Raw genomic sequence first — 21,898 nt, 5'->3', positions numbered from 1 at the left:
TACCTTCGGGTAGATCTTGCCGAGGTGATACTCAACCGTCCGCGGGCTGAGGAGACAGCCGGGCCGCGATCTCCTTGCTGGACAGGTCGTCGGCGACCGGCGGGATTGCGGCGTCCGTCAGGGGCGGGTGTCACCGGAATACGGCAGATGCGCGCCGCCGAGGCTCTGATCTGCGGCATTGAGAGGCCGGCCACTCGCTGTTCAGAAAGGTGGACCTTCTCGGACGGCGTGCCGACCTGCACGAAGAGCGTCCAGAAACCTGCGTCCGAGAAGTCCGCGGCCGTATTCCCGTGACACCCCGAATCTGGGAAGCGATCTTCCAGGCTCCTCAGTTCGACCAGGTCACACCCACTCGTGTGAACGCGCCGCGTTTACCCGTGCGGCGGTCCTCCTTCTCGCATGCTCGTCCCATACGGGAGCCGTGGGAGGTCCCGGCCGTGACCGACGGCGAAGCTGCTCGATTGGGCCGTAGGACATCATTCTTACCTGCACCCCAAGTGGGCGGTCCGCCACGGCCTCCTGGCCGCCAACCCGATGGACCGCATCGACACGGTCAAGGTGCCCAAGAGCCTGCCCCGCCCCGCCAATGCGGCCGACGTGGCCAAGGTGCTGGCGGTGATCTGCTCGCGGGGGCCGCACAAGGAGACGCCACTGGACCGGCTGCGGGATCGGGCGCAGTTCGAGACCGCGTGTGTGTGCGGCGCCCGCGCCTCCGAAGTCTGCGGCTTGTACGTCGAAGACCTCGACCTGCGCCTGGACGACGAACACATCCGCGTCCACGGCAGGGGCGGCAGCGTGCGCTCCGTCCTGCTCGACGACCGCGGCTACGTCACCCTGCTCACGCCCTGCCCGGCCCGCGCGGGCTACACCACGGGGCCGCTGTTTCGCGCCTCCATCAACGGCCGCGGCGGACCGCTGTCCTACGACGCCGCCCACCCCCTCCACCGCTGGCAGACCTACTGCGCCACCGCGAAAGTCGAGATCGACATCCATCAGCGGCGCCACGCCCACGCCACCGAACTCATCAACGCCGGCGTCTCCATCGAACCCGCACATGCTGCGCTCCATGTGAATCACTCACGCCTTCGCCCTCGGCATGGCCCCCGACAAGGTGCAACGCGCCGCCCGGCACGCCAACCTGGCCACCACCATGCGCTACAACCGCCCCGACCAGGACCTCGGCGGGCACGCAGCCGGCCAGGTCGAAGCCGACCTGGCCGCCCAGGAAGAGCCACCAGGCACGTGAGCGCCCACTCCTGGCACACCCCGAACCTCGGCAAGCAGGATGGCTGCGCCCACCCCGACACAAAGGAGCACGAGGAGATCGTCCCGGTTCAGCGCTTGCTCCACGTGCAGGTCTTCATACGGGAGTTGCGGATGGGAACCGAGCTGACAGGTGACAAGCGGGCCGCGATGGCCCTTCTTGCCGGTGGTGACGACCGCAAACGAGTCCGGGCCGGCGGAGCTCACATCCGCCTCAAATCCCCGATGATCGCTCCGAAACTCACTGGGAGCACAAAAGCGAATGGTTGGCAACAAGGCACCCCGAGACTCACCTCCAACGAGACCACGGAGGTGGATGTTGGGGTACAGCAGACGCGACTTCCTGTCCGCCGTCGGAGTATCCGGCGGCGCGGGAGCGCTCTTCGCGACCATGGGGGCGCTCGGGCTCGCGCCGTCCGCCGAGGCGTCCGTGAAGACTGCCTTCGACCCGCCGCAGCCGTCGGACTTCTCGCTCACCGGGCGGTCCGCGAAGAAGGTCGTGATCCTCGGCGCGGGGATGGCCGGCCTCGCCACGGCGTACGAGCTGGGCAAGGCGGGTTACGACTGCACGATCCTGGAGGCCCTCGACCGGGTGGGCGGGCGGAACTGGACCATCCGCGGCGGCGACCGGCTGACCGAGCTGAACGGCTCCACGCAGGTCGCGCAGTTCCGGGACGGCGTCTACTTGAACGCGGGCCCGGCGCGGCTGGCGCAGTGGATGGTGACCATGGACTACTGCCGCGAACTCGGCGTGGACCTGGAGGTCTTCACTAACTCCAACGCCCAGGCCTATATCTATCACCAGAACATGCCGGCCCCCGTCCGCTGGCGCACGGCCAAGGCCGACGTCTACGGGTACGTCTCCGAGCTGCTGTCGCGCGCCACCGACGCGGGCGCGCTGGACGCCGAGCTGACCACGCAGGACAAAGAGCGGCTCATCACCTTCCTGTCGGGCTTCGGGGCGGTGGGCAACAAGGCGAGCGGGTTCAAGTACACCGGAGGCTCCCGCCGCGGCTACAGCGTGAACCCGGGCGCGGGCGAGCAGGCGGGAACGGTGCTCGGACCGGTGCCCTCGCTGTCGGAGGTGCTGGCGAGCGGCATCGGACAGCGGTTCTCGTTCGAGTTCGGTTACGACCAGGCCATGCTGATGTTCCAGCCGGTCGGCGGCATGGACGCGATCCCGCGAGCCCTCGCAGGCAAGATCGGGCGGCAACGGATCCGGCTGCGCTCCACCGTCACCAAGATCACCGACCTGCCGGACGGCGTCGAGGTGGAGTACCAGGACCGTCATGGCCGCACTCATATGATCAAGGCGGACCTGTGCGTCGCGGCGATGCCCCCGCACCTCCTTGCCAAAACCCAACACAACCTGGGCACGGAGATCCAGGCCGCGCTCTCCACTCCGACCGTCGCCAACGCGGGCAAGATCGGGCTGGAGTACCGCCGCCGCTGGTGGGAGATCGACGAGGACATCTACGGCGGCATCACCAGCACCGACCTCGACCTCGCCACGATCTGGTACCCCTCCTACGGGTACGGCGCGGCACGCGGCCTGGTCGTCGGCTACTACAACTTCGGAGCGCAGGCCGACGCGTACGCCGTCCTCAAGCACGCCGATCGGGAGCGCCGCGCGGTCGAGCAGGGGATGCGGATCCACGGCGCGAAGTACCGCGACGAGCTGGCCTCCTCGGTGTCCGTCGCCTGGAACCTCCAGCCGCACATCGAGGGCGCATGGGTGAGCTGGCCGTCGCGCCAGGGCGCCTACCAGCTCCTCAACAAGCCGGCCGGCCGCGTGTACTTCGCGGGCGACTGGCTGAGCCACATGATCGCCTGGCAGGCGGGGGCCTTGGAATCCGCCCGCAAGGTCGTCACCGAGCTGCACCAGCGCGTGCTGAGCGCCGCCTGAGAGGACGCCGTCGCATGAAGATCCGCACCGCTGTCACCCTCGCCGCGGCCACCGTCCTCCTCCTCGGCACGGGTACGGCCGCCGCCACCGCCGGCTGGTCACCCCATCCCCACGAGATCAAGCCCTTCCTCCCGGCGGGCAGCACCAATCCCGCGATCGCCGACGGCGTGGCGCTCGGGAAGCAGGTCGCCACGTACACCGCCAGCGGCCTGGGCCCGGCCGCAGCCAATCCCACGGCCCCCGCCGACTCCCCCGAGCGCTACGTCGACTTCCCCGGCGGCGCCCTGCCCCCAGGCGTCACCGTCACCGAGGCCCAGGCCATCAACACGCTGAAGCGCATCAAGGCCAACCTCGCCGCGGCTGGGCTGGCTCTTGAGGACGTCGTCTCCATGCGCGCGTACCTGGAGAAGCCTCCAGGCGCCGCGACGGCCGACTTCGCCGGGTGGAACCGCGCCTACCGCCAGTTCTTCGCCAACACGGATCTGGCTTCGGGGCAGCCGGTCCCCGTCCCGCTGGGCACCGCGCCGCCCGCCCCACCCTTGGAGGTCAACCCCGCCCGCCCGGCCCGCGTGACGATCGAAATCGCCAATCTCCCGGTCGCGGGCTGGCTTGTCGAGGTCGAGGTCGCCGCCGCGTACAAGCGCTGACAGCCGGGCGGCCGGACAGCCTCGTGCTCACCAGAGGTGATCACCAAGAGAAGTTCGTCCTGTGCCGCCGGACACCGCGTCCGGACATCGCATCCGCGACACCACCGCCGGCCATCCTCCTCGTGTGGCGGCGGCCAGCCCGGGGACCGGGGCGAGGCGGTCATGACGGCTCCGAGGGAGTGGCGATGGGCGGCTTGTTCAGCTGCCGGGTCGTGGCGGGGTACTTCTTGGCCAGCGCGGTGTAGCGGGCTTGGCTTGGACGGGGTGATCCGGGCGATGGCGGAGACGTAGGCGTCCATGAGGGCGGCGATCTGCTCTCAGGTACGGCCGCCGACGTGGGCGGCGTGCAACGTCCTGTTGCTCATCCAAGCCTTCGGTCACGACCCTTACCACGCGCCGCCCCAGGAGCCGCCCCCAGCGTGGGCGAGCGCTCGGTCGCGTTCAGCGCTGGTGCCCTGCCGCTGCACGAGGCGCTGCAGCGCCGCACGGCGCGTGTCCGGGTCCATGTCGTCGTTCATAGCTGCCCGTGTCACGCTGAGGCAGCGCAACCGGTCGGCCAGGGTGAGCAGGGAGCGGGTCATGGTGGAGTAGGTGTCGACCTCCTGCAGGGCCTGTTCGAGCATCGTGCCGTCCTCCTGCCCCTGTCGTGCGGACATGGCGGCTGCTCGCGGGAACCGCATGGCCACGCGCTGGGCGCAAGCTGATCCACGTCCTCGAAGAGACACTGAAGGGCCCATGTCAATCCCCTGAAAGCGTGGAGATGGTTCTCTGTCACAGCGGTCCTCAGCAGGGCCGATGAGGCTTGGCTCTTCTCGATCATGTGACGTTCGAATGTGATGGAAGCGGCAGGCCGTCGTTGGCGCTGTGCCGCACACGTACTCGACCTTGAGCGTGCTGTTGGACGCCTCGGCGGCTGCGTTGTCGAGCGCGCAGCCCACACGGCCCATCGACTGGACCACGCCCAGGCGCCGGCACAGCTCCCGGTAGCAGGCAGCCGTGTATTCGGGTCAGGGTAGCGCGCATCTGTTCCAGTCCATCATCGCGCCGGACCGCGCGGACCGCGGCCCCATCTCTGGCCCAAGCCGCCGGCGACGCCCGAGGTCGGCAGGTCAGCCCGTGATCGCGACAGGAGTTGACCTTGACCTTAGGTCAGGGTGCACGCTCAGCGCATGGCCGCCTGGATGGGGCCGTGGCCACCAGGGCCGGCGTGAACACTGTGGACAAGGAGATCCATGATGGGACGAAGCAACAGCGGCTTCTCTGAGGCGGGGCTGCGCCGGTTGCGCGAGGTGCTGGCACGCCATGTCGAGTCCGGCAAGATTCCCGGGCTGGTCGCCTTGGTCAGCCGGGGAGGCCGGACGCACGTCGAAGCGCTCGGGACGATGCGTGCCGAGGGTGGCGCGCCGATGCGCCGGGACACGATCTTCCGGATGGCGTCGGTGTCCAAGCCGGTCACGACGGCGGCGGCGATGGTCCTGCTCGATGAGTGCAGGCTGCGGCTGGATGACCCGGTGGATCCGTGGCTGCCTGAACTCGCCGACCGGCGGGTGCTGACGCGGCCCGACGGCCCGCTGGAGGACACGGTCCCGGCGCGGCGGCCGATCATCGTACGGGACCTGCTGACTTCCACGTTCGGGCTCGGCGTGGATTTCGCGATGATGGATTCCCCGATCAGGGCCGCGACCTTCAAGGCCACCGACTACAGCGTGGCCTCCGGGCCGGCGCCCCACCCGGACGAGTGGATGCGCCGCCTCGGCGAGCTGCCGCTGGCGTACCAGCCCGGCCAGCGGTGGCTGTACGACCTCAGCTACGAGGTGCTCGGCGTGCTGGTCGCCCGGGTCGCGGGCCAGTCGCTGGAGACGTTCCTGCGCGAGCGGATCTTCGACCCGCTGGGCATGACCGACACCGGATTCCACGTACCCGCCGGCAAGATCGACCGGCTGCCGCCCCTGTACGGGCCCAACCCGCAGACCGGCGAGTTCACCGTGTGGGACGAGGCGGAAGGCGGACGGGCCAGCCAGCCACCGGCGTTCCAGGGCGCCAGCGCGCTGGTCTCCACCGCCGACGACTACCGCGCCTACTTCCAGATGCTGCTCAATGGCGGCATGAACGAAGGCCGGCGGATCTTGTCCCGGGCCGCCGTCGAGCTGATGACCACCAACCGCCTCACCCCCGAGCAGGAGGCTGTCCGGGACGCCATGTACAAGAGCATCGCCCATCTGACGGCCGGTCAGGGACAGCACGGCGGCTGGGGCTTTGGGATGGGGGTGCGCACCTACCGCGGCGACTACGCCCCCACCGGCCAGTTCGGCTGGGACGGCGGCACCGGCACCACCGCCTACGCCGACCCGACCAACCAGCTCACCGGCATCCTGTTCACCCAGACCGGGATGTCCACCCTGGACTCGCCGCAGCTCATCCACGACTTCTGGACCACCCTCTACCAAGCCATCGACTGACACCGAGCACGGACACCGGGCCGAGCAGGCACAACCGGGTGGCTGATTTCGCGCGCTGATTGACGACAGGATTTCCCGACGGGTAGGAGGTTCCGTCCCTTCCCCCGAGGAGTACCGGTGCGGATCGTCTGCGCCCGCGCGTCCACCGCGACCCGGTCCCTGCTGCGGCAGCGACACATCCTCACCGAGGCCGGCCTCCTGATCCGCAGCGGGGGCGTCGCCGAGAGGTTTCACCCGGCCGAGGGCGTGCTGCTTGCTGACCCGCAGGGACAACGATGGTGATGGTACGTGTGAGGGGCGGGCCGTCACCATCGACGTGCGGTTACGCCTCACTGGTGGTGGCGCTGATGTCTGGTGTCGCGGGATTGGCCGGCCCGGAGGAGGCGAACGGCTGTGCCGTCTTCTGGTGTTTCCGGTCCGCGGCTGCCCGTAGGGCTTGGCGGCGGATACGCAGTTGCACCAGCCCGGTCACGGCCAGGCCGGCCAGGCCCAAGGCCATGCCGATCCAGGCCGGTGCCGCGTATCCGTGCCCGGCCTCGATCGTGAGTCCGGCGAGCAGGGAGCCGAGGGTGTTGGCCAGGTTGAATGCGCCGATGTTGGCCGCCGAGGCCAGGGCGGGCGCTTGTGAGGCACTGTCGAGCACCCACGTCTGCAATGGTGGGATTGTCGCGAAGGCGGCCACCCCGAACAGGACGATCGCGGCGATGAAGGCCGGCTGGTTGTCCGCCGACACGGCGACGATCGCCGATAGGGCGGTGAGGGTGCCGACGGAGAGGTAGACCGCGGGGAGTACGGCCCGGTCGGCCAGGCGGCCGCCGAGAAGGTTACCCGCGACCAGGCCGATCCCCAATAGCCCCATGACCACGGGCACCGTATCCGGGGAGAAACCGCCGACGTCGGTCATCATCGGTGCGATGAAAGTGATCACCGTGAAGACGGGCGCGAATCCGAACACGGTCATGGCCAGCGCCAGCCACACGCCGCCCTGCCGGAAGACGCCCAGCTCGCGCAGGAGGCTATGCTCCTGGGGGCGAGGGCGGGAGGGGACCAGCGCCGCCACCCCGGCGAGGCCGACCATCCCGATGGCGACGACAGCCCAGAAGGTGGCGCGCCAGCCGAGCGCCTGCCCGATCGCGGTGCCGGCGGGCACGCCGAGGACGTTCGCCAGGCTCAGGCCGGAGAACATGATTGACAGCGCGCGGGCGCGCTTGGCCGGTTCCACCAGGTCGGCCGCGACGACGGCGCCGACGCCGAAGAAGGCGCCGTGGGAGAAGGCCGCGATGATCCGCCCGGCCATCAGCACACCGTAGGAGGGGGCCAGCGCGGAGAGCAGGTTCCCGGCCAGGAAGAGGATCATCAGGGCGAGCAGCATGGTCTTGCGGGGCAGGCGCGCCCCGGCGATGGTGAGCAGGGGCGCGCCGATGACCACGCCGGCTGCGTATCCCGAGACCAGCAGCCCGGCGGCCGGAATGCTGACGTCGAAGTCGGCGGCCAGCTCGGGCAGCAGGCCGTTGATGATGAATTCGGTGGTTCCGATGCCGAATGCGCTGATCGCAAGGGCGAGCAGAGCCACGGGCATGAGGGGCTCCTGTCAGCGAAGAGGGACAGGTCAGCGCGGGTAGGCGCCGCCGTCCAGGCTCAGCACTTGGTTGGTGAGATATCCGTTGCGCAGGACGGCCAGCGCCAGGTCGGCGACCTCCTCGGGCCGGCCGAACCGGCCGACGGGCAGGGCGCGGGGATCGGCGTTGCCGGGCAGCATGCGCGTGTCGTCGATCAGCGCGGGCGCCAGGGCGTTGACCGTCACGCCGCGGGAGGCGACGCGGGCGGCCAGGAAGTGGGTCAGGCCGTGCAGCCCGGCCTTGGAGGCGGCGTAGTCCGCGCCGATGACGCCGCCGGTGAAGGCGGCGACCGAGGACATGAACAGCACGCGCCCGTACCCGCGCGCGGCCATGCCCGGCAGGGCGTGCTGGGCCAGCAGGAAGGGGGCGCGCAGGTTGACCGCGAGCGTGCGGTCCCACGCCTGCAGGTCGAGCGTGGTGTAGTCCTGCTGGAGCGCATGGCCGGCGTTGGGGATCAGGAGGTCCACGGGGCCGCCGAGCGCGTCGGCGGCTTCGTCCAGCAGCCTGGCCGGGACATGCGGGTCGGCGAGGTCGCCGGCGAGCGCCACCGCGCCGACTCCCGCGTTTCTGGCCTGGGTGACCAGTTCGTGGGCCGGGCCGGCGTGTGAACCGTAGACGAAGGCGGTCTTCACGCCGGCGGCGATGAGGCGCCGGCCCAGTGCCTGGCCGATGCCGCCTGACGCCCCGGTGAGCAAGGCCACCCTGCCGGACAGGTCGTGATCGTTCATTGTTTGTCCTTTCCCGCGCACTTCGCGGTCGTACGGGTGGCCTCCTCGCCGGAGGTACGGGACGAGATCCGCTCGTACGGGCTGATGCCCGCCGGGCGGAATCCCATCGTCCCCGTCGGGATCGTCACGCCCGTGCCAGGGTGAAGCCGATGCCCGCGCCCAGCCCGCGCCCGTACGCGAGCTGGATCAGCAGTTCCACGGCTGGCTCCAGGTAGCGGGCGTTGGTCAGCGGGCCGGCGTCCACGGCGTCGAAGCCGAGCTGCGTGCCCAGCTCCAGCACGGTCTTCTTGGCCGCCTCGTCGTCGGAGGCCACCGGCAGGAACAGGCCGGGGGTGTCCAGGGTGGCGGCGAACACGGTGTTGAAGGCCTTGACCACCCGGGCGCCGGGCAGCGCGGCGGCGACCTGCTCACCCGCCGAGGTGGTGTGCCCGATGGTCAGCGACATGAAGTCGGCCGCCAGCGGGTTGGTGACATCGATCACGACCTTGTCCCGCAGGGCGGCCTTGATCTTGGCGTCGAGCTGGGCGATGGCGGGGAACGGCACGGCCAGCACGGTGACCTCGGCCTCGGCGGCCTGCGCCGCGACCTGGTCCGGAGCGGTGGAGGAGTTCGCCGTGGTGACCGTGTGCCCGGCCGTGGCAAGACGGCGCTCCAACGCGGAGCCGACGTTGCCCTTGCCGATGATGCTGATCTTCATGAGAGAGCCTTTCGCGATAGGATGCGATGACACCCAGATGCGTCGAATTCGACGCATCAGTGCAACAGGGATGATCGTACGGATGCGTCGAATTCGACGCAACTCCGATAGACTCCTCACATGAGCGAACCGCGGTGGTTGAACGAGACCCAGATGCGCGCCTGGACCGGCTTCCTGGAAACCTCCGGCCTGATCCAGCGCCACGTGGAACGGCAGCTTCGAGACGATGCCGGGCTCACCATGATCCAGTACGAGATCCTGCACTGGGCCAACGAGTGCGCTCCCGAGCGCCGGTGCATCACCGAACTCGCCGACCTGATGATCACCTCGCGCAGCGGCCTGAGCTACCAGGTGGCCCAGCTGGAGAAGGCCGGCCTGCTACGCCGCGAAACCGACACCAACGACGAACGCAGGGCCATGGTCGTCATCACCGACGACGGCCGGCGACTCCTGGAGAAGACCGCGCCCGGACATGTGGAGGCGGTCCGCGACGGCCTGATCGACCTCCTGACCGACGAGCAGGTCGCCCAGCTCGCCGACATCATGGACGGTGTGCGCACCCACCTGCGTACCCGTGTACTGCCGACCGCCTCCCGCAAAAGGGCCACCTGATCGGCACGCTGACCTGCGACTCCCTCACGGATCCCGGAACACTCGACAGTGTGACACGGAATATGAATCATCTGTCACATAGACCGGTAGCCGATCGTGTCCGCCCAACTCGACATCCGCCGCGCCGGGTGCGACCCGGCAACGTCATGTGTCACATCGGCGTAGGAGGTGCTTGGCTTGTCCGTCGTCGCTTTACCCGGCCAGCCCCACCCGGCCTTCACCAGATCGACCCGATACCGCGTGAGCTCCAGCGCGGAGCCCTCGGCCTCCTCAGTGCAGGCGGCCGGGAACGGCGCACCGTCGCTCCCGCCCTCGACGACGAACCCGTCATAGCGTTCGCTGAGCTCCCGCCGTCCGGCCTTGCGCAGTACCGTCCAGATGACCTCAGCGTCCCGATCCCGCACGCTCCACAGCGGCCGTTCGCCCGCGCCGTACCCAAAACTCCGGCTTGTCGCTCACGGTCCACCCGGTAAGTGAGTCGAGGCGGCAGTCACGGGGACGTGCATCGTCGCAGGTCAGGGAACTCGTCAACGGCTTCTTCACGAGCCTCGTGGCACTGAGTCGGGAGCCCGGTGCCCGCGGCCGACTGACACGGACGCTGCGGATCGGAAACAGAAACTCGAGGCCAACTCAGGTGGTGATGATGAGCTTGCCGCCTTTGGAACCGGTGCGGCGCTCGAACTCCGCAAGGGCCGGGATGGCACTGCCGAGCGGCACCACGCTGGCAATGGGAATCCGAAGGACTCCCTGTTCGGCGGCCCGCACAATCTGCTCGACATCGGCCGGGTCCGGGTTGGCGACCAGCACCTCGTAGGGCCCTGGCAGGGCGGCTCGCACGAATTTCGCCGGCGCGGGCCGGATGTCGACGATGTGGCCGCCGAGCTTGACCATCGTTTTGGCCGATTTGAGCGGCAACTGGCCAGAGGTGTCGAGGATGACGTCGAACCGCCGGGCGTAGCGGCTCGCATCGAAGTCGAACTCGACGATCGGAGAGAGCCCGAGGTCGTGAGCCTCCTGAACGGCGGTGCCACGGCAGCTGCCGCCGACCGAGGCACCCATCATCATGGCGAGTTGGACGGCCGACCGGCCGACCGCGCCGAGCGCGCCGGCGACGAAGACAGACTGCCCAGCTTTCAGCCGGCCTTTCTTGGCCAGCGCCAGGTACGCGGTGATGGCGGGCGTCGGGAGTGCGGCGGCCTCATCCCATGACAGGTTCCTCGGCTTCCGCGCGACCGACTTCTCCTCGACGAGAACCATCTCGGCGAACGCCCCGGCCGCTTTGATGCCCGCCGCCCCGATGACCTCATCACCGGGGCGAACCTGGGTGACACCGTCGCCGACCGCCTCGACGATGCCCGCGAAGTCGTGCCCGAGTGCTCGAGGGAACTTGCGGCCGGTGACCATTTTCAGCCTGCCCTGGCGGATGCCGATGTCCATCGGGTTGAGGGCCGCCGCTTTGACACGGACCAGGACCTCGCCCCTGCCGGGCTGAGCCGGCTGGAACTCCTCCAGTCGCAGGACTTCGGGGCCGCCGTACTCGTGGTACTGGATGCGCTTCATGTCGCCTTCCTCCCTTGCTTGATGTCTCCCAGTGACATGAACATAGCGGGAGGAGCGCGGCATGAACATCGCCGCCAGCGTGATTAATGTCTCTGAGAGACATGGTTAGCGCGTGACGTAGAGTGCACGTAGCGCGGCCATGGTCTCGGCGATGATCAGCGGTAGAGACCGCGACTCGCCATCGGCCAGCCACTGCGTGAACGCCGTCTTGAAGACGAGGACGCCGGACTCGGCCGCGAGGGTGGCCTCGAGGTCGGCGACGCCCCGTTCCCGCATCGCGTCGCCGACGCTGCGGGCGAGGACGGCGAACTTCTGGCGCTCTCGCTCCAGCAACGCCGGCTCCGCATCGATGATCGCCTGGCGCGCCCGCGCCTGCTCTCTCGGCAGATGCGCGAAGGTATCGGCCGCGCGGGCCAGTGCCAGCCCGACGAGCCCCATCGGCGACTCGCCGGGGGGCGCCCCGGTCACCCCGGCGACCAGATCGGCTTCGATCTGGTCCTGACCGGCGAAGAAAACATCCCTTTTGTCAGGGAAATGCCGGAAGAAAGTCCGGCGATTCAGTCCGACAGCTTCCGCGATCTCCGCTGCGGTCGTCCGCTCGAATCCCTGCCGAGCCACCAGTTCCAGCGCTGCGTTCTGCAGGCGCGCCTGCGCGTCAGGTTCCCATCGAGCCACGTGTTCCTCCGCCCCGACTTTGATGACACTCCGAGACATCGTATGTCGGATCAGGATGACCGCAGGTCAGGGCGTGCGGCCCGACATGAGGCCTGGCCATGCCTGCGCCGCGTTGATCCTTGCCGCAGGCCGCCGCGGGCAAGCCGCCCCGGCGCGGATCAGCACACGGCCGCGGACGCACACACCTCGACGAGGACTTGCCGGGCGATCTGACCGAAGGTCTGCTCGGTCGGGGTCCGGCTCCAGCGTTCGAAAGCGATCGAGGAGACGACGGCGCCGAGTTCCGCAGCCACTCGCGCGGTCAGTTCGGGCACGCCCCGCCGACGGAGCGCTGTCAGCGGCCCAGGCCCGTCGCGCTGGAGGTGAGCGGCGGGTAGGGCTCGCCGCAGAAGTAACGGTTCAGCGCGTCGACGACGGCTAGCAGCATGGTCGCGACCTTCGGATCGTTGCGCTGCACGTTGACCGACATCGTCATCCGGCGCTTGCCGGTGGCGTCGGCGAAGGCGAACGTCTGGTAACCGGGGATGGAGCCGGTCGCGCCCCACATCTCGCCGCAGGTGAGGCCGACCGACTCCAGCCCCAGGCCGTACTTGGGGAAGACCGGCGCCTGCGGCGTCGCGACCCCGGTGCGCATCTGGGCAAGCAGGTCCGCGCCGATCAGCCGGCCGCCGAAGAGGGCCTGGTAGAAGCGGTTCACATCGCGGGCGTCCGACACCACGCCGTAGGCGGCCCAGGCGAAGGACGGGTTCAGCCGGGTGATCGGCCGCAACGCACCCGGCTCGGCCGGGTCGGCGCCGCGGGGCAGGTGGTAGCCGGTGGCGTGTGGACCTCGGACGACCGGGGCGGTGAAGGGCAGGTACGAGCGCGTCATCCCGGCCGGGCGGAAGATCCGGCGTTCGAGCACGTCCCGCAGGTCGTGGCCTGTCACCTTCTCCACCAGCAGCCCCAGCAGGATGTAGCCGGTGTTGGAGTAGGCGAAACGGCCTGGCGCCTTGCGGGGCAGCCGTTCGCCCTCGGCCACGAGCCGCCGCGGAGTGTAGGTCCGGCGGCCGTACTGTTCGGGGTCGACGAACTCGTCGGCGGCCACGTAGTCGGCCAGGCCGCTGGTGTGGTTGAGCAACTGGCGTACGGTGATCCGGTCGCCGCCCGCCACCAGCCCCGGCAGGTGCTCGCTGATCGGCTCCTCCAGGGTGAGCTCGCGCTCCTGGACGAGTTGCAGGATGACGGTGGCCACCATGCTCTTGGTCAGGCTGGCCACGCGGAAGCGGGCCTCGCGCGGCACCGGCCGGTCGGTGCCGAGGTCGGCCTTGCCGCTGGTGGCGATCCAAGTGCCGCGCTCGTCATCGATCCTGGCCAGGATGCCCGGCGCGCCGGCGGCCACCGCGGCGTCGAGCGCCTCCCGCACATCGGTCCGACTGGGGGCCGGCAGGAGAGACAGCAGGAGCGCGGTGGCGGTGGCAGTGGCGGTGATGAACGGCATGCGGCTTCCTTCGGAGGCGAGAGATGATCTCCATCCTCGGGGCGCAGGCGCCCGTCCTCCTCCGCATCCGGGACGAACCTCGCCTGCGACAGCGGTCGCACCCCAGATCAGACTTCCGGCTGACCTATCCCGCACGGCGCCCCGCCATCAGTCGCCGAGCCAGGGCAGCGATCTGGCGGCTGAGCTCCTTGCCGTCCCCAGTGGCCGATGTGCGCCGCCACCGGATTCATCCGCCGGGTGGTCCGGTGCTCACCTCGCCGTCGCGCAGCTGTGGGGGACGATGCGCGCGCCGGCGACCTGGAACCGCGACCGCGCCGCCGTCACCTCATGGCTCACCTGGTGCCATCCCAAGAAGCACTGGGCCGCCCCGATAGTCCCGGCCGAGGCCGAGCGCCGCAAGGAAAGCGCCGACGAGACCCGTGCGGTGGCCAAGGCCACGATCCACCGGCGGCTGTCGCGCCGTGACATCCCGCTACGTGAGCGGCCAGAGCCTCCGAAATCCTGGCGCTGAACGTCGAGGACCTCGACCTGGAGCACCGCCGCGCCCCCGTCTACTCCAAGGGCGGCACCACCGAGTGGGTGTACCGGAGACGGGCTCGACCTGCACCAGCTGCGCCACAGCGCCGCCACTCACCTCGGCGAAGCCGAAGTCCCGCTGCAGCTCCTCATGGGCAAGACCCACCACAAGAACCCCGCACCGCCATGCGCTACGTCAAACCCGGTCCGGAAGCCAGGACGCCGGCGGCAAGCGGTGTGGCCAGCGTGCCGGAGCCGAGGCCGGACGAGGGATCGGCGTAGTCGTCCATGAACGACGCGGGCCGCAGGATCGTCGCCGGCGCGCGGATGCGCCGCAGCTGGTGCTCGACCCGGAGCTTCGGTTCGAACGCGCGTACTCCCCCGGCCCGGGGCGCGCCCGCCACCGACGAGAACACCAGGTGTGCCGCGCCCGCCGCCAGCGCGACGTCGGCGATGAGGCGTCCCCTGGCGATCTCGGCGTCGTACGGGACGGGCGTCGCGCCCAGCACCCCGGCCTGGACGCTGAACACCCCGTGGACCCCGGCCATCGCCGCCTCCAGTGTCGCGCGGTCACCGGGCCGGTCCTGCGCCATCTGCGCGCCCGCCGCGGCGAGTTCCCTGGCCGGGGGTGAGTGCGGGGACCGGGTGAGCGCCCGCACTGTCCGGGCCGGACCGTCCGGCGTTCGAGACGGTGATCTGCGCCGAACGGCCCGGCGAGCTGCGGACCGACCTCGGCCTCCCGCTCCAGGTCGGGCACGGCCTGGCCGCGCTCCGCGGCGCCGACTTGGTGCTGGTGCTGCCGGGCGATTCGTTCCGCGCCGAGCCCGCCGCAGCTGTGCTGGACGCGCTGCGCCGCGCGCACGCGGCGGGGGCGGTGGTGGCCGCGCACTGCACCGGGTGTTCGAGCTCGCCGCCGCCGGCCTGCTGGACGGCCTGGAGGCCACGACGCACTGGCGGTACGCCGGCGAGCTCGCCGCCCGCCACCCCGCCGTACGGGTCAGGCCGGACGCCCTCTACCTCGACCACGGGAGCGTGGCCACCGGGGCGGGCGCCGCCGCCGGGCTCGACCTGTGCCTGCACCTGCTCCGCCGCGAGCACGGCGCCGCGCTCGCCAACCGCGTCGCCCGCGACCTGGTCACCCCGCCGCACCGAGCCGGCGGCCAGGCCCAGTACATCAGCACGCCGATGCCCGGCGACGGCGACGACGGGCGGCTCACCGAGGTCATCGCCTGGGCCCGCGCGAACCTGGACCGCCGCGTCCCCGTCACCGAGCCGGCCGCGCGGGCACTGATGAGCCGCCGCACGTTCGCCCGCGCCTTCAAGTCCGCCACCGGCGCCAGCCCGCACGCCTGGCTGCTGGCCCAGCGCCTCGACCGGGCCGAGCACCTGCTGGAGACCACTGACCTGCCGATCGAAGAGGTGGCGCGCCGCGTCGGCTACGGCAGCGCGACCGTCCTGCGCGAGCGGTTCGTCGCAGGCCGCGGCGTCGCGCCCCGCGACTACCGCCGGGCCTTTCGGCAGCTTCACTGAACGCGGAGGGCCTGGCCTGTTCGACATGTTCGCCCGCTCCCGCTCTCTCAATGGTGACAAGAGATCGCAGGGCAAAGCATGTCGCGCCAACGCCTGATCGGGGGCCTCAGCGGGGCCTCTGGCCGTGGCGGCCGTCCTCGCCGCGGGCTGCTGCGGCTCGGGAGGGGGTGCCACGGCGGCCACACGGGTGTCGCTGAGCGGCAGGAGCAGGGCGGCGCCGGCCTCGACGCACACCGGCCGCGATGACAGCGCCTCGTGGTTCATCCCGGCGCTCCCGCGGATTCCTGGTCTACAACGAGCGCAGCCCCTGCAGGGCGACGTCGAGGGCACGCCGGATCGAGGCCAGGTACTCCTCCATGGAGGGTCCCTGGCGGAGGCTGGCCGTGCCGGCGGCCTGAGCGGCTCCCATCAAAGATCCGACGGCGGCGGCGGCGGTGACCGGGTCGAGCACGCCGGGGTAGGCGTTCAGGAGCGCGCCGGCGATCGCCTGCTGGAGGTCGAACATGACGTGCAGGGCCTTGGCCTGCACGGCGGGCAGTTTCATGACGGTGTCGTCGAGGCGCTTCAGATCCTTGCCGGCCCCGGCGAGCGGCCCCTCGGCCAGGCGCCGGGCGAAGACTCGTTCGTAGATCTCGAGCAGGACGTCGGAGACGTGTTCCCGCGGCGCCCGTTCGCGGATCACTTCGACGGCCGCCTCGACGTACTGGCCGGTGTCGGCGAACAGCACGTCCTCCTTCGTGGGGAAGTGGTTGAAGAACGTTTTCTTGGCCACGTCGGCCGCCTGGGTGATCTGCGCGATGGTGGTCTGCTCGTATCCCTGTTCGGCGAACAGCCTGAGCGCTGTGTCGACCAGCAGTTGCCTCGTCTGGAGCTTCTTGCGCTCGCGCCGCGTCTCATCCGCCATAGCACGAGAGCCTATATCAGGCATATGGTTATACTCAGACTACTTTTAGTCCAGGTGTCATTTCATCGACGGTGTCGACGAGCCGGCACGCACGTCGGCGCAGAAAGGACGGAAACCCCATGACGCTTTCCCTTCCCGCTCTGACCCCGGTGGAGGAAACCTTGTGGATCACCCTGACCGGCCGGGCGTTCGACAGCCGCCAGCCGGACCCGATCCTCGGCGACACGATGGCCGACGCACTCGTCCGCAAGACCGGCTACACCAACCACAAGCTCCGCTGGACCAGGGCTTCCTGCGTCGAAGTCGCCCAGCGCGCCAAGAAACTGGATGAGGTGGCGCGGCGGTTCATCGCCCGCCACCCCGACGCGATCGGTATCGACCTGGGCGCCGGGCTGGACACGCGGGCGCTCCGCATCGACACACCGCCCACCGTCGACTGGTACGACGTCGACTTCCCTGACGTCGTCGCCGCCCGGCGGCAACTCATCCCCGACCGCCCGCACGTCCACACCATTGGCGCGGACCTGACCGACCCGGCCTGGCTGCAGAGCCTCCCCGCCGACCGCCCCGCCATGATCGTCGCCGACGGCCTGATGGCGTTTCTCGCCGAAGCCGACATGATCTCCCTGCTGCGGCGGCTCACCGACCATCTCCGCAGCGGGGAGATCGCGTTCAACGTCTACAACACCTTCACCGTCCGGGCCGCGAAACTCGCCCCCAGCGCTCGGTTCCTGGTCCCCCTCTTCAAGTCCGCGGGCTTCGGCAGCCGCGACATCGTGCACTGGAACCCCGAGCTCACCCTCATAAAGGAGATCATGCTGGTCCGCGAGCCGGAGGTCGCCCAGTATCCGCCGGCCCTGCGCCTGTGGACCCGCCTGGCGGCACTCAGCACGTCCCTTTCCAGGCTGGGCACCGTGGTCGCGCACTACCGATTCTGATGCGAACGCCCCCGCGAGCCCCGACCGGCTGACCGATGCGCGAAGACGCGCGGCGCTGCGGGCGTCAGGAGCCGAAGCACGATGCTCGCCGACTTCTGATTAGGCCGCCACCCGGCCGCTTTCCCGTGGAGCCGCCTTGACGCCGTCCCGCCCCCAGAGCAGGACGGCTCCCGTCAGCGCCAGCCCAACCGCCATCAGCACGAGCAGGAACTCATAACTCCCCGCCTTCACCGGCACGTTGCGCCAGGCCAGATGAAAGCCCCAGTGCACGCCGGCCGCCATCCACAGCCCGCCGCCACGCACCCGAGCCACCCCGGCCGCGAAACCGAGCGTCGTGGCCATGAGCGCGTAGAGCAGCTTGGTCCCGAGGGTGCTCCCCGAGCCTATCGAGATGAGGTGCATCGACCCGAACGCGACCGACGTGATGATCAACGTCGCTCGCGGCGAGAGCCACTGCCGCAGGCTGTCGAAGACGGGGTTCGGCACAGCGGGTCGCTGGCCAGCCGTTGTGCATCAGGGGACCTGCCTGGCTACGATCGGCTCCTGAAGGTGCCGTGCTTACGGCCGATCTGTGTAAGCACGACGATGAGTTGGAGCATGCCGCAGGCGACCGTCATGGTCTCGGCGTTTTGCTGCGTGGAGCCGCATCGCTTGGGTGTCGCAACCCTGCCGCAGGCGGTCTCGTGCTTCCTCTGGGTGCAAGGTGTCCTGGGGAGAGGAACCTGCGGACAGCCGTTGGCGTTGAGACGGATTTTGGCTTGCAAGTGCGGTCCCCCGAATTGGCTAGCCCTTTTCGCCACCTTCGTGGGATCCCTTCCGGCGGTGCCCGCCGGACACTCGTGACATGCTGAGACTCCCCATCGAGAACGCCTTCACGGCGGTGGCGGCGCTAGCCGTACTCGTCGCCTGCGGGGACGGCGGCGCGTCGGCGGGCAGGGCCGACACGCCGGAGGGGGCCATGGCGGTCATGCGGGAGCTCTCCACGTGCCTGCGCGCCAACGGCCTGCCCGAGTTCCCAGATCCCGTGCTCGACCAGTCGGGTGAGCCGGGCTTCCCCAGCGGCGCGCCCACGCCGCCGCAGAACGCGCTCAACGCGTGCAAGTCCATCACCGACCGGCTGCCCGCCCAGGGGCAACGCGTGCGGGTGCCCAGCCAGGAGGAGATGGCGTCCTGGCGCAAGTTCGCCCAGTGCATGCGCGACAACGGCCTGCCCAACTGGCCCGACCCCAACCCTGACGGAACGTTCTCCCTGCCCACGGAGTTGCTGGACAAGCGGGCCTTCATGAGCCAGCTGGGCTCGTGCAACCAGTACAACCCCGACCCCAACAAGGGACTAAAGGTGCTCAGCCCGGAGGACAGGAAGGGCAATGGGTAGGGCGCTCACGCGCGGCGTGGTCGCGGTCGTGGGCGCGTCGAGCGTGGTCGTCGCGGGCGTGGCCTGGGCCGCACCGGCGAGATGTATCTCGCCAGTCAGGACCCGGACCAGCCGCTGCTCGCCCCCGCCGTCCATGCGGACCTGACCGGCTTCCCGCCGATCCTGCTCCAGGCCGGCACGAACGAACTGCTCCTCGACGACTCCGTACGGCTGGCCGAACGCGCACGCGAGGCGGACGTCGACGTGATCCTCGACATCACCGCCGGAGTGCCGCACGTGTTCCAGGCCTTCGCCGGAACGCTCGACGAGGCCGGCCAGGCACTCGACCGAGCGGCCCTGTTCCTCACCCAGCACCTCGACGCTCACTGACACCGGCACGAGCGCGATCGACGCGCCGCCGCCCGGCCACCCCATTTGGGTCGGGATGGTGATCCGTCGGGCTGTTCGGCGAAATCGACCGCAGCTCCGGCTTGATTCATGTCACTTACGCGCGTGACGCGTTTCCTTGGCCGCCAAGATCTGAACGTTGAGATCATTTCGGCGAATCCTGCGGACCGGGCGGTTTCTCGGTCGGATTCATGACCTAAGGAGGCCATTGACAGGCTACCTGATGTGCGATACACAGCATGAACAGGGGAGCCTGCGTGAATGTCCGCCTTCCAATCAGCGAGCAGAGGCGATCACCATGATCGACACCACTCAGCCAATCCATGATTACTTCACCGACGAAGAAATCCGGCCCGTGCTCGAAATGTCTCGGCGGCAGTTCGCCGACGCTCGCAAGCAAGAATACAAAATCATGGACGACCGCGTTCAGGCGGCGCTGAACAACATCAACGACTCGGACGACTACGTCAAGATCGTCTGGAGGGTGCAGCAGGAGAACTCGCAGGACAAGCGCTACTTCGATGCGGAGTATCTGGCGAGAGGCATAACGAACCTCAAACTGTTCTACTCGCTGGAGGTGATAGACGGGAAGAATCTGCACTCGCTGTCCAAGACTCTGGACGTCTTCTGGCACGCTCACCAGAACTTCAGCTTCGAGTACATGAGATTCTGCGACAAGGTGTTCGGCCCGAACCAATTCCTCCATCATCTGCCGACGGATAAACGGGACCGGGCCGTGCAGGAGGCCATGGAGCGCCGCTACGACTACACGCGGGCCGTCCTGGGCAAGATCTACGCCGTCGACGAAACGTTCTGGGGCAGCGACATCATCATCTGCTGCAGCTACGACTCCGCCACCGCGGACGGCTTCGTCTTCTGGAGGCCGGCGCTGATGGCGATCGAGCCGGCCTGCGATCTCTACCATGACAGCCTGAACAATGAGCTGAAGAAAAAGGTGAACTTCGTCATCGACGGATTTTCCGCGCTGAATGGGTGATCAACCCATGCAGTGAGGGCCGAGGCGTTTCTCGGCTGAGCCTCGGCCGGTGGCTTTCCAGCGGTAGGAAGGCACCTCGGCTCCGACGGGCTCGTACGTCACCTCGAACGTCCGCTCGCCACGCCGCAGCGTGAGCAGGTGAACCCGGCGCCGAACGCTTCTGGGGCGGGCACCACGCAGGCGCCCGCCTCCATCGTCGCCTCGGAGTCCTCGCGCGCGGACTCGCCGAGTTCGGCGCGTCGAGGCCGGCGAGGTAGCACAGGTCCCGACTGTACGGGACCCGCTGGGCTCGCATTGACCGGCGCCGCCGTGCCGCCGTCGCACCGGTAGGGGTGCTTGCGGATGAACAACCGGTGCCCCGGCGCGGGCTCGCGGAAGAAGTCGCACATGGCCTGGTGGATCCGCTGGATGCGGGCCGCCACGGCGACGGCGTCGAAGGCGGGCTCGCTGAGCCAGTACATCGAGAACGCCCCCGGCTGCCCGACTGGATACCGGGTGACCGGCCCGGCCATGGAGAAGGCCTTCTAACGGTTTTCGGATTCGTTGGCACTCCTCATGCCGGAGACGGTGCCGCTGGCGGAAGCGGGCCCCCGTCCAGCGGGCACCGCAGGACGAGCATGGTGTACGCGGGCACCGTGAGCTGGCCTTGCCCAGGCAGCGGCCCAGGGTGCACGTTCTCCGAGGTGTCGATCTCGACGTGCCAGCCGTCGCCGTACTCCTGGCCCGGCAGCGTGCACAGAACGGGCTTGGCTCCCGCGTTGAACACCAGGTAGAAGGAGTCGTCCACCACTCGTCCTCCGTCAGGACCCGACTCTGTGACACCCTCGCCGTTGAGGAAGACGCCGACGGTGCGGAAGCCCCCGGACGCCCAAGCTTCGTCCCGCATCTGCTCACCCTCCATGGTGAACCACACCAGATCGGGCATCGTGCTTCCGCCTACGGGCCTGCCGGTGAAGAAGCGGCCGTCATGGCTGGTGACGAAGTTGATGGAGGCGACATGCCGGCGGCCGGAGGACTCGTACAGGTCGGAGGAGCCGGTGAGCCGAGAGGCGAACTCCGGCAGCACCGTCTCCCCGCGCCAGAAGTCTCTGACCGTGTCGCGGTACCTGCCGTTCCACTCCGTCCACAGCGGCGGGAAGTTGCCCACCTGGTAGCCGCCCGGACCGACGTCCCACGGCTCGGCGACCCGCGAGATCACCGGGTCCTGCTGGATCAGGTCGAAGAACGCCGACAGCCTGTCAACATCGTAGAACTCCCTGGCCAGCGCGGCGGCCATCGCGAAGCGGAACCCGTCGACGTGCATCCCCAGCACCCAGTACCGCGGCGAGTCCATGATGAGCTGCAGCGGAACGGCTGACCGGGCCCGCGCGAGCTCAGGGCGTCGACGTGCGGCTGGAGAGCTACCCGGTGGCGGCGCGGAGCTTCCAGCTGTACTGGTCGTTCCTGCCGGAGGCCGCCGACGCCATGATGCGGATCGGCGACTTCGTCCGGGTCGTCACCGCTCGCGCGGATGGGAGTTAAGTCCCAGGTCGGACGGGTGCCAGGGCGGTTCTCCGTCCATGATCACGCTCCTAGCGTTGCCATCACACGGATTTCAGCTGTGAG

Annotated in this window: 27 protein-coding genes and 2 pseudogenes; 15 read left to right on the top strand and 14 right to left on the bottom strand. The window is 69.3% G+C overall.

Annotation, left to right across the window (positions count from 1 at the left end; genetic code table 11):
• Positions 1–534 precede the first annotated feature (534 nt).
• The 4 genes and pseudogenes from KIS93_RS06955 to KIS93_RS06940 all read left to right on the top strand — a co-directional run.
• Positions 535–1,050, top strand: a pseudogene (locus KIS93_RS06955) (tyrosine-type recombinase/integrase); the annotation flags it as partial.
• A gap of 46 nt (positions 1,051–1,096) precedes the next feature.
• Positions 1,097–1,246: a hypothetical protein gene (locus tag KIS93_RS06950; RefSeq protein WP_155127180.1), complete on the top strand. Its 150-nt coding sequence runs from the start codon at positions 1,097–1,099 to the stop codon at positions 1,244–1,246.
• A 333-nt stretch (positions 1,247–1,579) separates the two neighbouring features.
• Positions 1,580–3,169: a flavin monoamine oxidase family protein gene (locus tag KIS93_RS06945; protein ID WP_080038667.1), complete on the top strand. Its 1,590-nt coding sequence runs from the start codon at positions 1,580–1,582 to the stop codon at positions 3,167–3,169.
• A 14-nt stretch (positions 3,170–3,183) separates the two neighbouring features.
• Positions 3,184–3,816, top strand: a complete 633-nt coding sequence (locus KIS93_RS06940; RefSeq protein ID WP_080038666.1) for a Rid family hydrolase — start codon at positions 3,184–3,186, stop codon at positions 3,814–3,816.
• A 386-nt stretch (positions 3,817–4,202) separates the two neighbouring features.
• Here KIS93_RS06940 and KIS93_RS06935 read toward each other — a convergent pair whose 3' ends face one another.
• Complete coding sequence (locus tag KIS93_RS06935) at positions 4,203–4,472, bottom strand: hypothetical protein (RefSeq protein ID WP_155127177.1); 270 nt, start codon at positions 4,470–4,472, stop codon at positions 4,203–4,205.
• Positions 4,473–5,051: 579 nt separating this feature from the next.
• On the opposite strand from KIS93_RS06935, the gene KIS93_RS06930 reads away from it, so the two are divergent.
• The gene (locus KIS93_RS06930) at positions 5,052–6,275 is read left to right on the top strand and encodes a serine hydrolase domain-containing protein (RefSeq protein WP_080038665.1); all 1,224 of its coding nucleotides are present in this window, start codon (positions 5,052–5,054) and stop codon (positions 6,273–6,275) included.
• A 117-nt stretch (positions 6,276–6,392) separates the two neighbouring features.
• Entirely contained in the window at positions 6,393–6,557 is a 165-nt protein-coding gene (locus KIS93_RS06925) for a hypothetical protein (protein WP_155127174.1), read from the top strand.
• Between the two features lie 40 nt (positions 6,558–6,597).
• Here KIS93_RS06925 and KIS93_RS06920 read toward each other — a convergent pair whose 3' ends face one another.
• Both KIS93_RS06920 and KIS93_RS06915 read right to left on the bottom strand, forming a co-directional pair.
• Entirely contained in the window at positions 6,598–7,854 is a 1,257-nt protein-coding gene (locus KIS93_RS06920) for an MFS transporter (RefSeq protein ID WP_080038664.1), read from the bottom strand.
• Between the two features lie 30 nt (positions 7,855–7,884).
• A complete protein-coding gene (locus KIS93_RS06915; protein ID WP_080038663.1) occupies positions 7,885–8,622 on the bottom strand; it encodes an SDR family NAD(P)-dependent oxidoreductase in 738 nt (245 codons plus the stop codon).
• Between the two features lie 3 nt (positions 8,623–8,625).
• Here KIS93_RS06915 and KIS93_RS06910 point away from each other — a divergent pair, with 3 nt between their 5' ends.
• A complete protein-coding gene (locus KIS93_RS06910) occupies positions 8,626–8,766 on the top strand; it encodes a hypothetical protein (protein WP_155127171.1) in 141 nt (46 codons plus the stop codon).
• Here the strand turns inward: KIS93_RS06910 and KIS93_RS06905 are convergent.
• Complete coding sequence (locus KIS93_RS06905) at positions 8,747–9,319, bottom strand: NADPH-dependent F420 reductase (RefSeq protein WP_080038662.1); 573 nt, start codon at positions 9,317–9,319, stop codon at positions 8,747–8,749. The two genes, KIS93_RS06910 and KIS93_RS06905, sit on opposite strands and share 20 nt — an antisense overlap.
• Positions 9,320–9,439: 120 nt before the next feature.
• Between KIS93_RS06905 and KIS93_RS06900 the strand changes: the two genes are divergently transcribed.
• Positions 9,440–9,931 carry a MarR family winged helix-turn-helix transcriptional regulator gene (locus KIS93_RS06900; RefSeq protein WP_080038661.1) on the top strand — a complete coding sequence of 164 codons (492 nt, stop codon included), beginning with the start codon at positions 9,440–9,442 and terminating at the stop codon, positions 9,929–9,931.
• Positions 9,932–10,005: 74 nt separating this feature from the next.
• Here the strand turns inward: KIS93_RS06900 and KIS93_RS06895 are convergent, their stop codons facing one another.
• The 5 genes from KIS93_RS06895 to KIS93_RS06875 form a co-directional block, all read right to left on the bottom strand.
• Positions 10,006–10,335: a hypothetical protein gene (locus tag KIS93_RS06895; RefSeq protein WP_080038660.1), complete on the bottom strand. Its 330-nt coding sequence runs from the start codon at positions 10,333–10,335 to the stop codon at positions 10,006–10,008.
• 226 nt (positions 10,336–10,561) lie between these two features.
• Positions 10,562–11,491, bottom strand: a complete 930-nt coding sequence (locus KIS93_RS06890) for an NADP-dependent oxidoreductase (RefSeq protein ID WP_080038659.1) — start codon at positions 11,489–11,491, stop codon at positions 10,562–10,564.
• Positions 11,492–11,596: 105 nt separating this feature from the next.
• Positions 11,597–12,166, bottom strand: coding sequence for a TetR family transcriptional regulator (locus KIS93_RS06885; protein WP_080038658.1), 570 nt, complete (start codon positions 12,164–12,166; stop codon positions 11,597–11,599).
• A gap of 158 nt (positions 12,167–12,324) precedes the next feature.
• Positions 12,325–12,480 (bottom strand): hypothetical protein, encoded by a 156-nt coding sequence (locus KIS93_RS06880; protein ID WP_155127164.1) that lies wholly within the window; start codon positions 12,478–12,480, stop codon positions 12,325–12,327.
• Positions 12,481–12,500: 20 nt separating this feature from the next.
• The gene (locus KIS93_RS06875; protein ID WP_080038657.1) at positions 12,501–13,646 is read right to left on the bottom strand and encodes a serine hydrolase domain-containing protein; all 1,146 of its coding nucleotides are present in this window, start codon (positions 13,644–13,646) and stop codon (positions 12,501–12,503) included.
• Positions 13,647–13,926: 280 nt separating this feature from the next.
• Between KIS93_RS06875 and KIS93_RS64720 the strand changes: the two genes are divergently transcribed.
• Positions 13,927–14,157: a hypothetical protein gene (locus KIS93_RS64720; RefSeq protein WP_230466162.1), complete on the top strand. Its 231-nt coding sequence runs from the start codon at positions 13,927–13,929 to the stop codon at positions 14,155–14,157.
• A 196-nt stretch (positions 14,158–14,353) separates the two neighbouring features.
• On the opposite strand, the gene KIS93_RS06865 is transcribed toward KIS93_RS64720, so the two are convergent.
• The gene (locus tag KIS93_RS06865; RefSeq protein ID WP_155127161.1) at positions 14,354–14,821 is read right to left on the bottom strand and encodes an NmrA family NAD(P)-binding protein; all 468 of its coding nucleotides are present in this window, start codon (positions 14,819–14,821) and stop codon (positions 14,354–14,356) included.
• 238 nt (positions 14,822–15,059) lie between these two features.
• On the opposite strand from KIS93_RS06865, the gene KIS93_RS06860 reads away from it, so the two are divergent.
• On the top strand, positions 15,060–15,692 hold the full coding sequence (locus tag KIS93_RS06860) for a GlxA family transcriptional regulator (protein ID WP_222107297.1): 633 nt from the start codon (positions 15,060–15,062) through the stop codon (positions 15,690–15,692).
• Positions 15,693–15,981: 289 nt separating this feature from the next.
• On the opposite strand, the gene KIS93_RS06855 is transcribed toward KIS93_RS06860, so the two are convergent.
• Complete coding sequence (locus KIS93_RS06855; protein WP_080038654.1) at positions 15,982–16,596, bottom strand: TetR/AcrR family transcriptional regulator; 615 nt, start codon at positions 16,594–16,596, stop codon at positions 15,982–15,984.
• A 119-nt stretch (positions 16,597–16,715) separates the two neighbouring features.
• Here KIS93_RS06855 and KIS93_RS06850 point away from each other — a divergent pair, with 119 nt between their 5' ends.
• Entirely contained in the window at positions 16,716–17,534 is an 819-nt protein-coding gene (locus KIS93_RS06850; RefSeq protein ID WP_080038653.1) for a class I SAM-dependent methyltransferase, read from the top strand.
• Positions 17,535–17,633: 99 nt separating this feature from the next.
• Here the strand turns inward: KIS93_RS06850 and KIS93_RS06845 are convergent, their stop codons facing one another.
• Positions 17,634–18,020 carry a CPBP family intramembrane glutamic endopeptidase gene (locus KIS93_RS06845; protein WP_080038652.1) on the bottom strand — a complete coding sequence of 129 codons (387 nt, stop codon included), beginning with the start codon at positions 18,018–18,020 and terminating at the stop codon, positions 17,634–17,636.
• A gap of 358 nt (positions 18,021–18,378) precedes the next feature.
• Here KIS93_RS06845 and KIS93_RS06840 point away from each other — a divergent pair, with 358 nt between their 5' ends.
• From KIS93_RS06840 to KIS93_RS06830, 3 genes are all read left to right on the top strand, one after another.
• The gene (locus tag KIS93_RS06840) at positions 18,379–18,909 is read left to right on the top strand and encodes a hypothetical protein (RefSeq protein WP_080038651.1); all 531 of its coding nucleotides are present in this window, start codon (positions 18,379–18,381) and stop codon (positions 18,907–18,909) included.
• 81 nt (positions 18,910–18,990) lie between these two features.
• A complete protein-coding gene (locus KIS93_RS06835; protein WP_080038650.1) occupies positions 18,991–19,278 on the top strand; it encodes an alpha/beta hydrolase in 288 nt (95 codons plus the stop codon).
• A gap of 226 nt (positions 19,279–19,504) precedes the next feature.
• A complete protein-coding gene (locus KIS93_RS06830) occupies positions 19,505–20,293 on the top strand; it encodes a hypothetical protein (RefSeq protein WP_155127158.1) in 789 nt (262 codons plus the stop codon).
• A gap of 98 nt (positions 20,294–20,391) precedes the next feature.
• Here KIS93_RS06830 and KIS93_RS06825 read toward each other — a convergent pair whose 3' ends face one another.
• Positions 20,392–20,805: a hypothetical protein gene (locus KIS93_RS06825; protein ID WP_155127155.1), complete on the bottom strand. Its 414-nt coding sequence runs from the start codon at positions 20,803–20,805 to the stop codon at positions 20,392–20,394.
• Positions 20,806–20,846: 41 nt separating this feature from the next.
• Positions 20,847–21,638 (bottom strand): annotated as a pseudogene (locus tag KIS93_RS63120) (hypothetical protein); the annotation flags it as partial.
• A 41-nt stretch (positions 21,639–21,679) separates the two neighbouring features.
• Here KIS93_RS63120 and KIS93_RS67325 point away from each other — a divergent pair.
• On the top strand, positions 21,680–21,814 hold the full coding sequence (locus KIS93_RS67325; protein ID WP_268966954.1) for a hypothetical protein: 135 nt from the start codon (positions 21,680–21,682) through the stop codon (positions 21,812–21,814).
• Positions 21,815–21,898: the final 84 nt, after the last annotated feature.

Origin of the sequence: [Actinomadura] parvosata subsp. kistnae, assembly GCF_900323885.1 — a bacterium.
In the GTDB taxonomy this organism is placed as follows: Bacteria; Actinomycetota; Actinomycetes; order Streptosporangiales; family Streptosporangiaceae; genus Nonomuraea; species Nonomuraea composti.
Note: the sequence above shows the minus strand (reverse complement) of the source record. Positions and strands in the feature narration are given on the sequence as shown.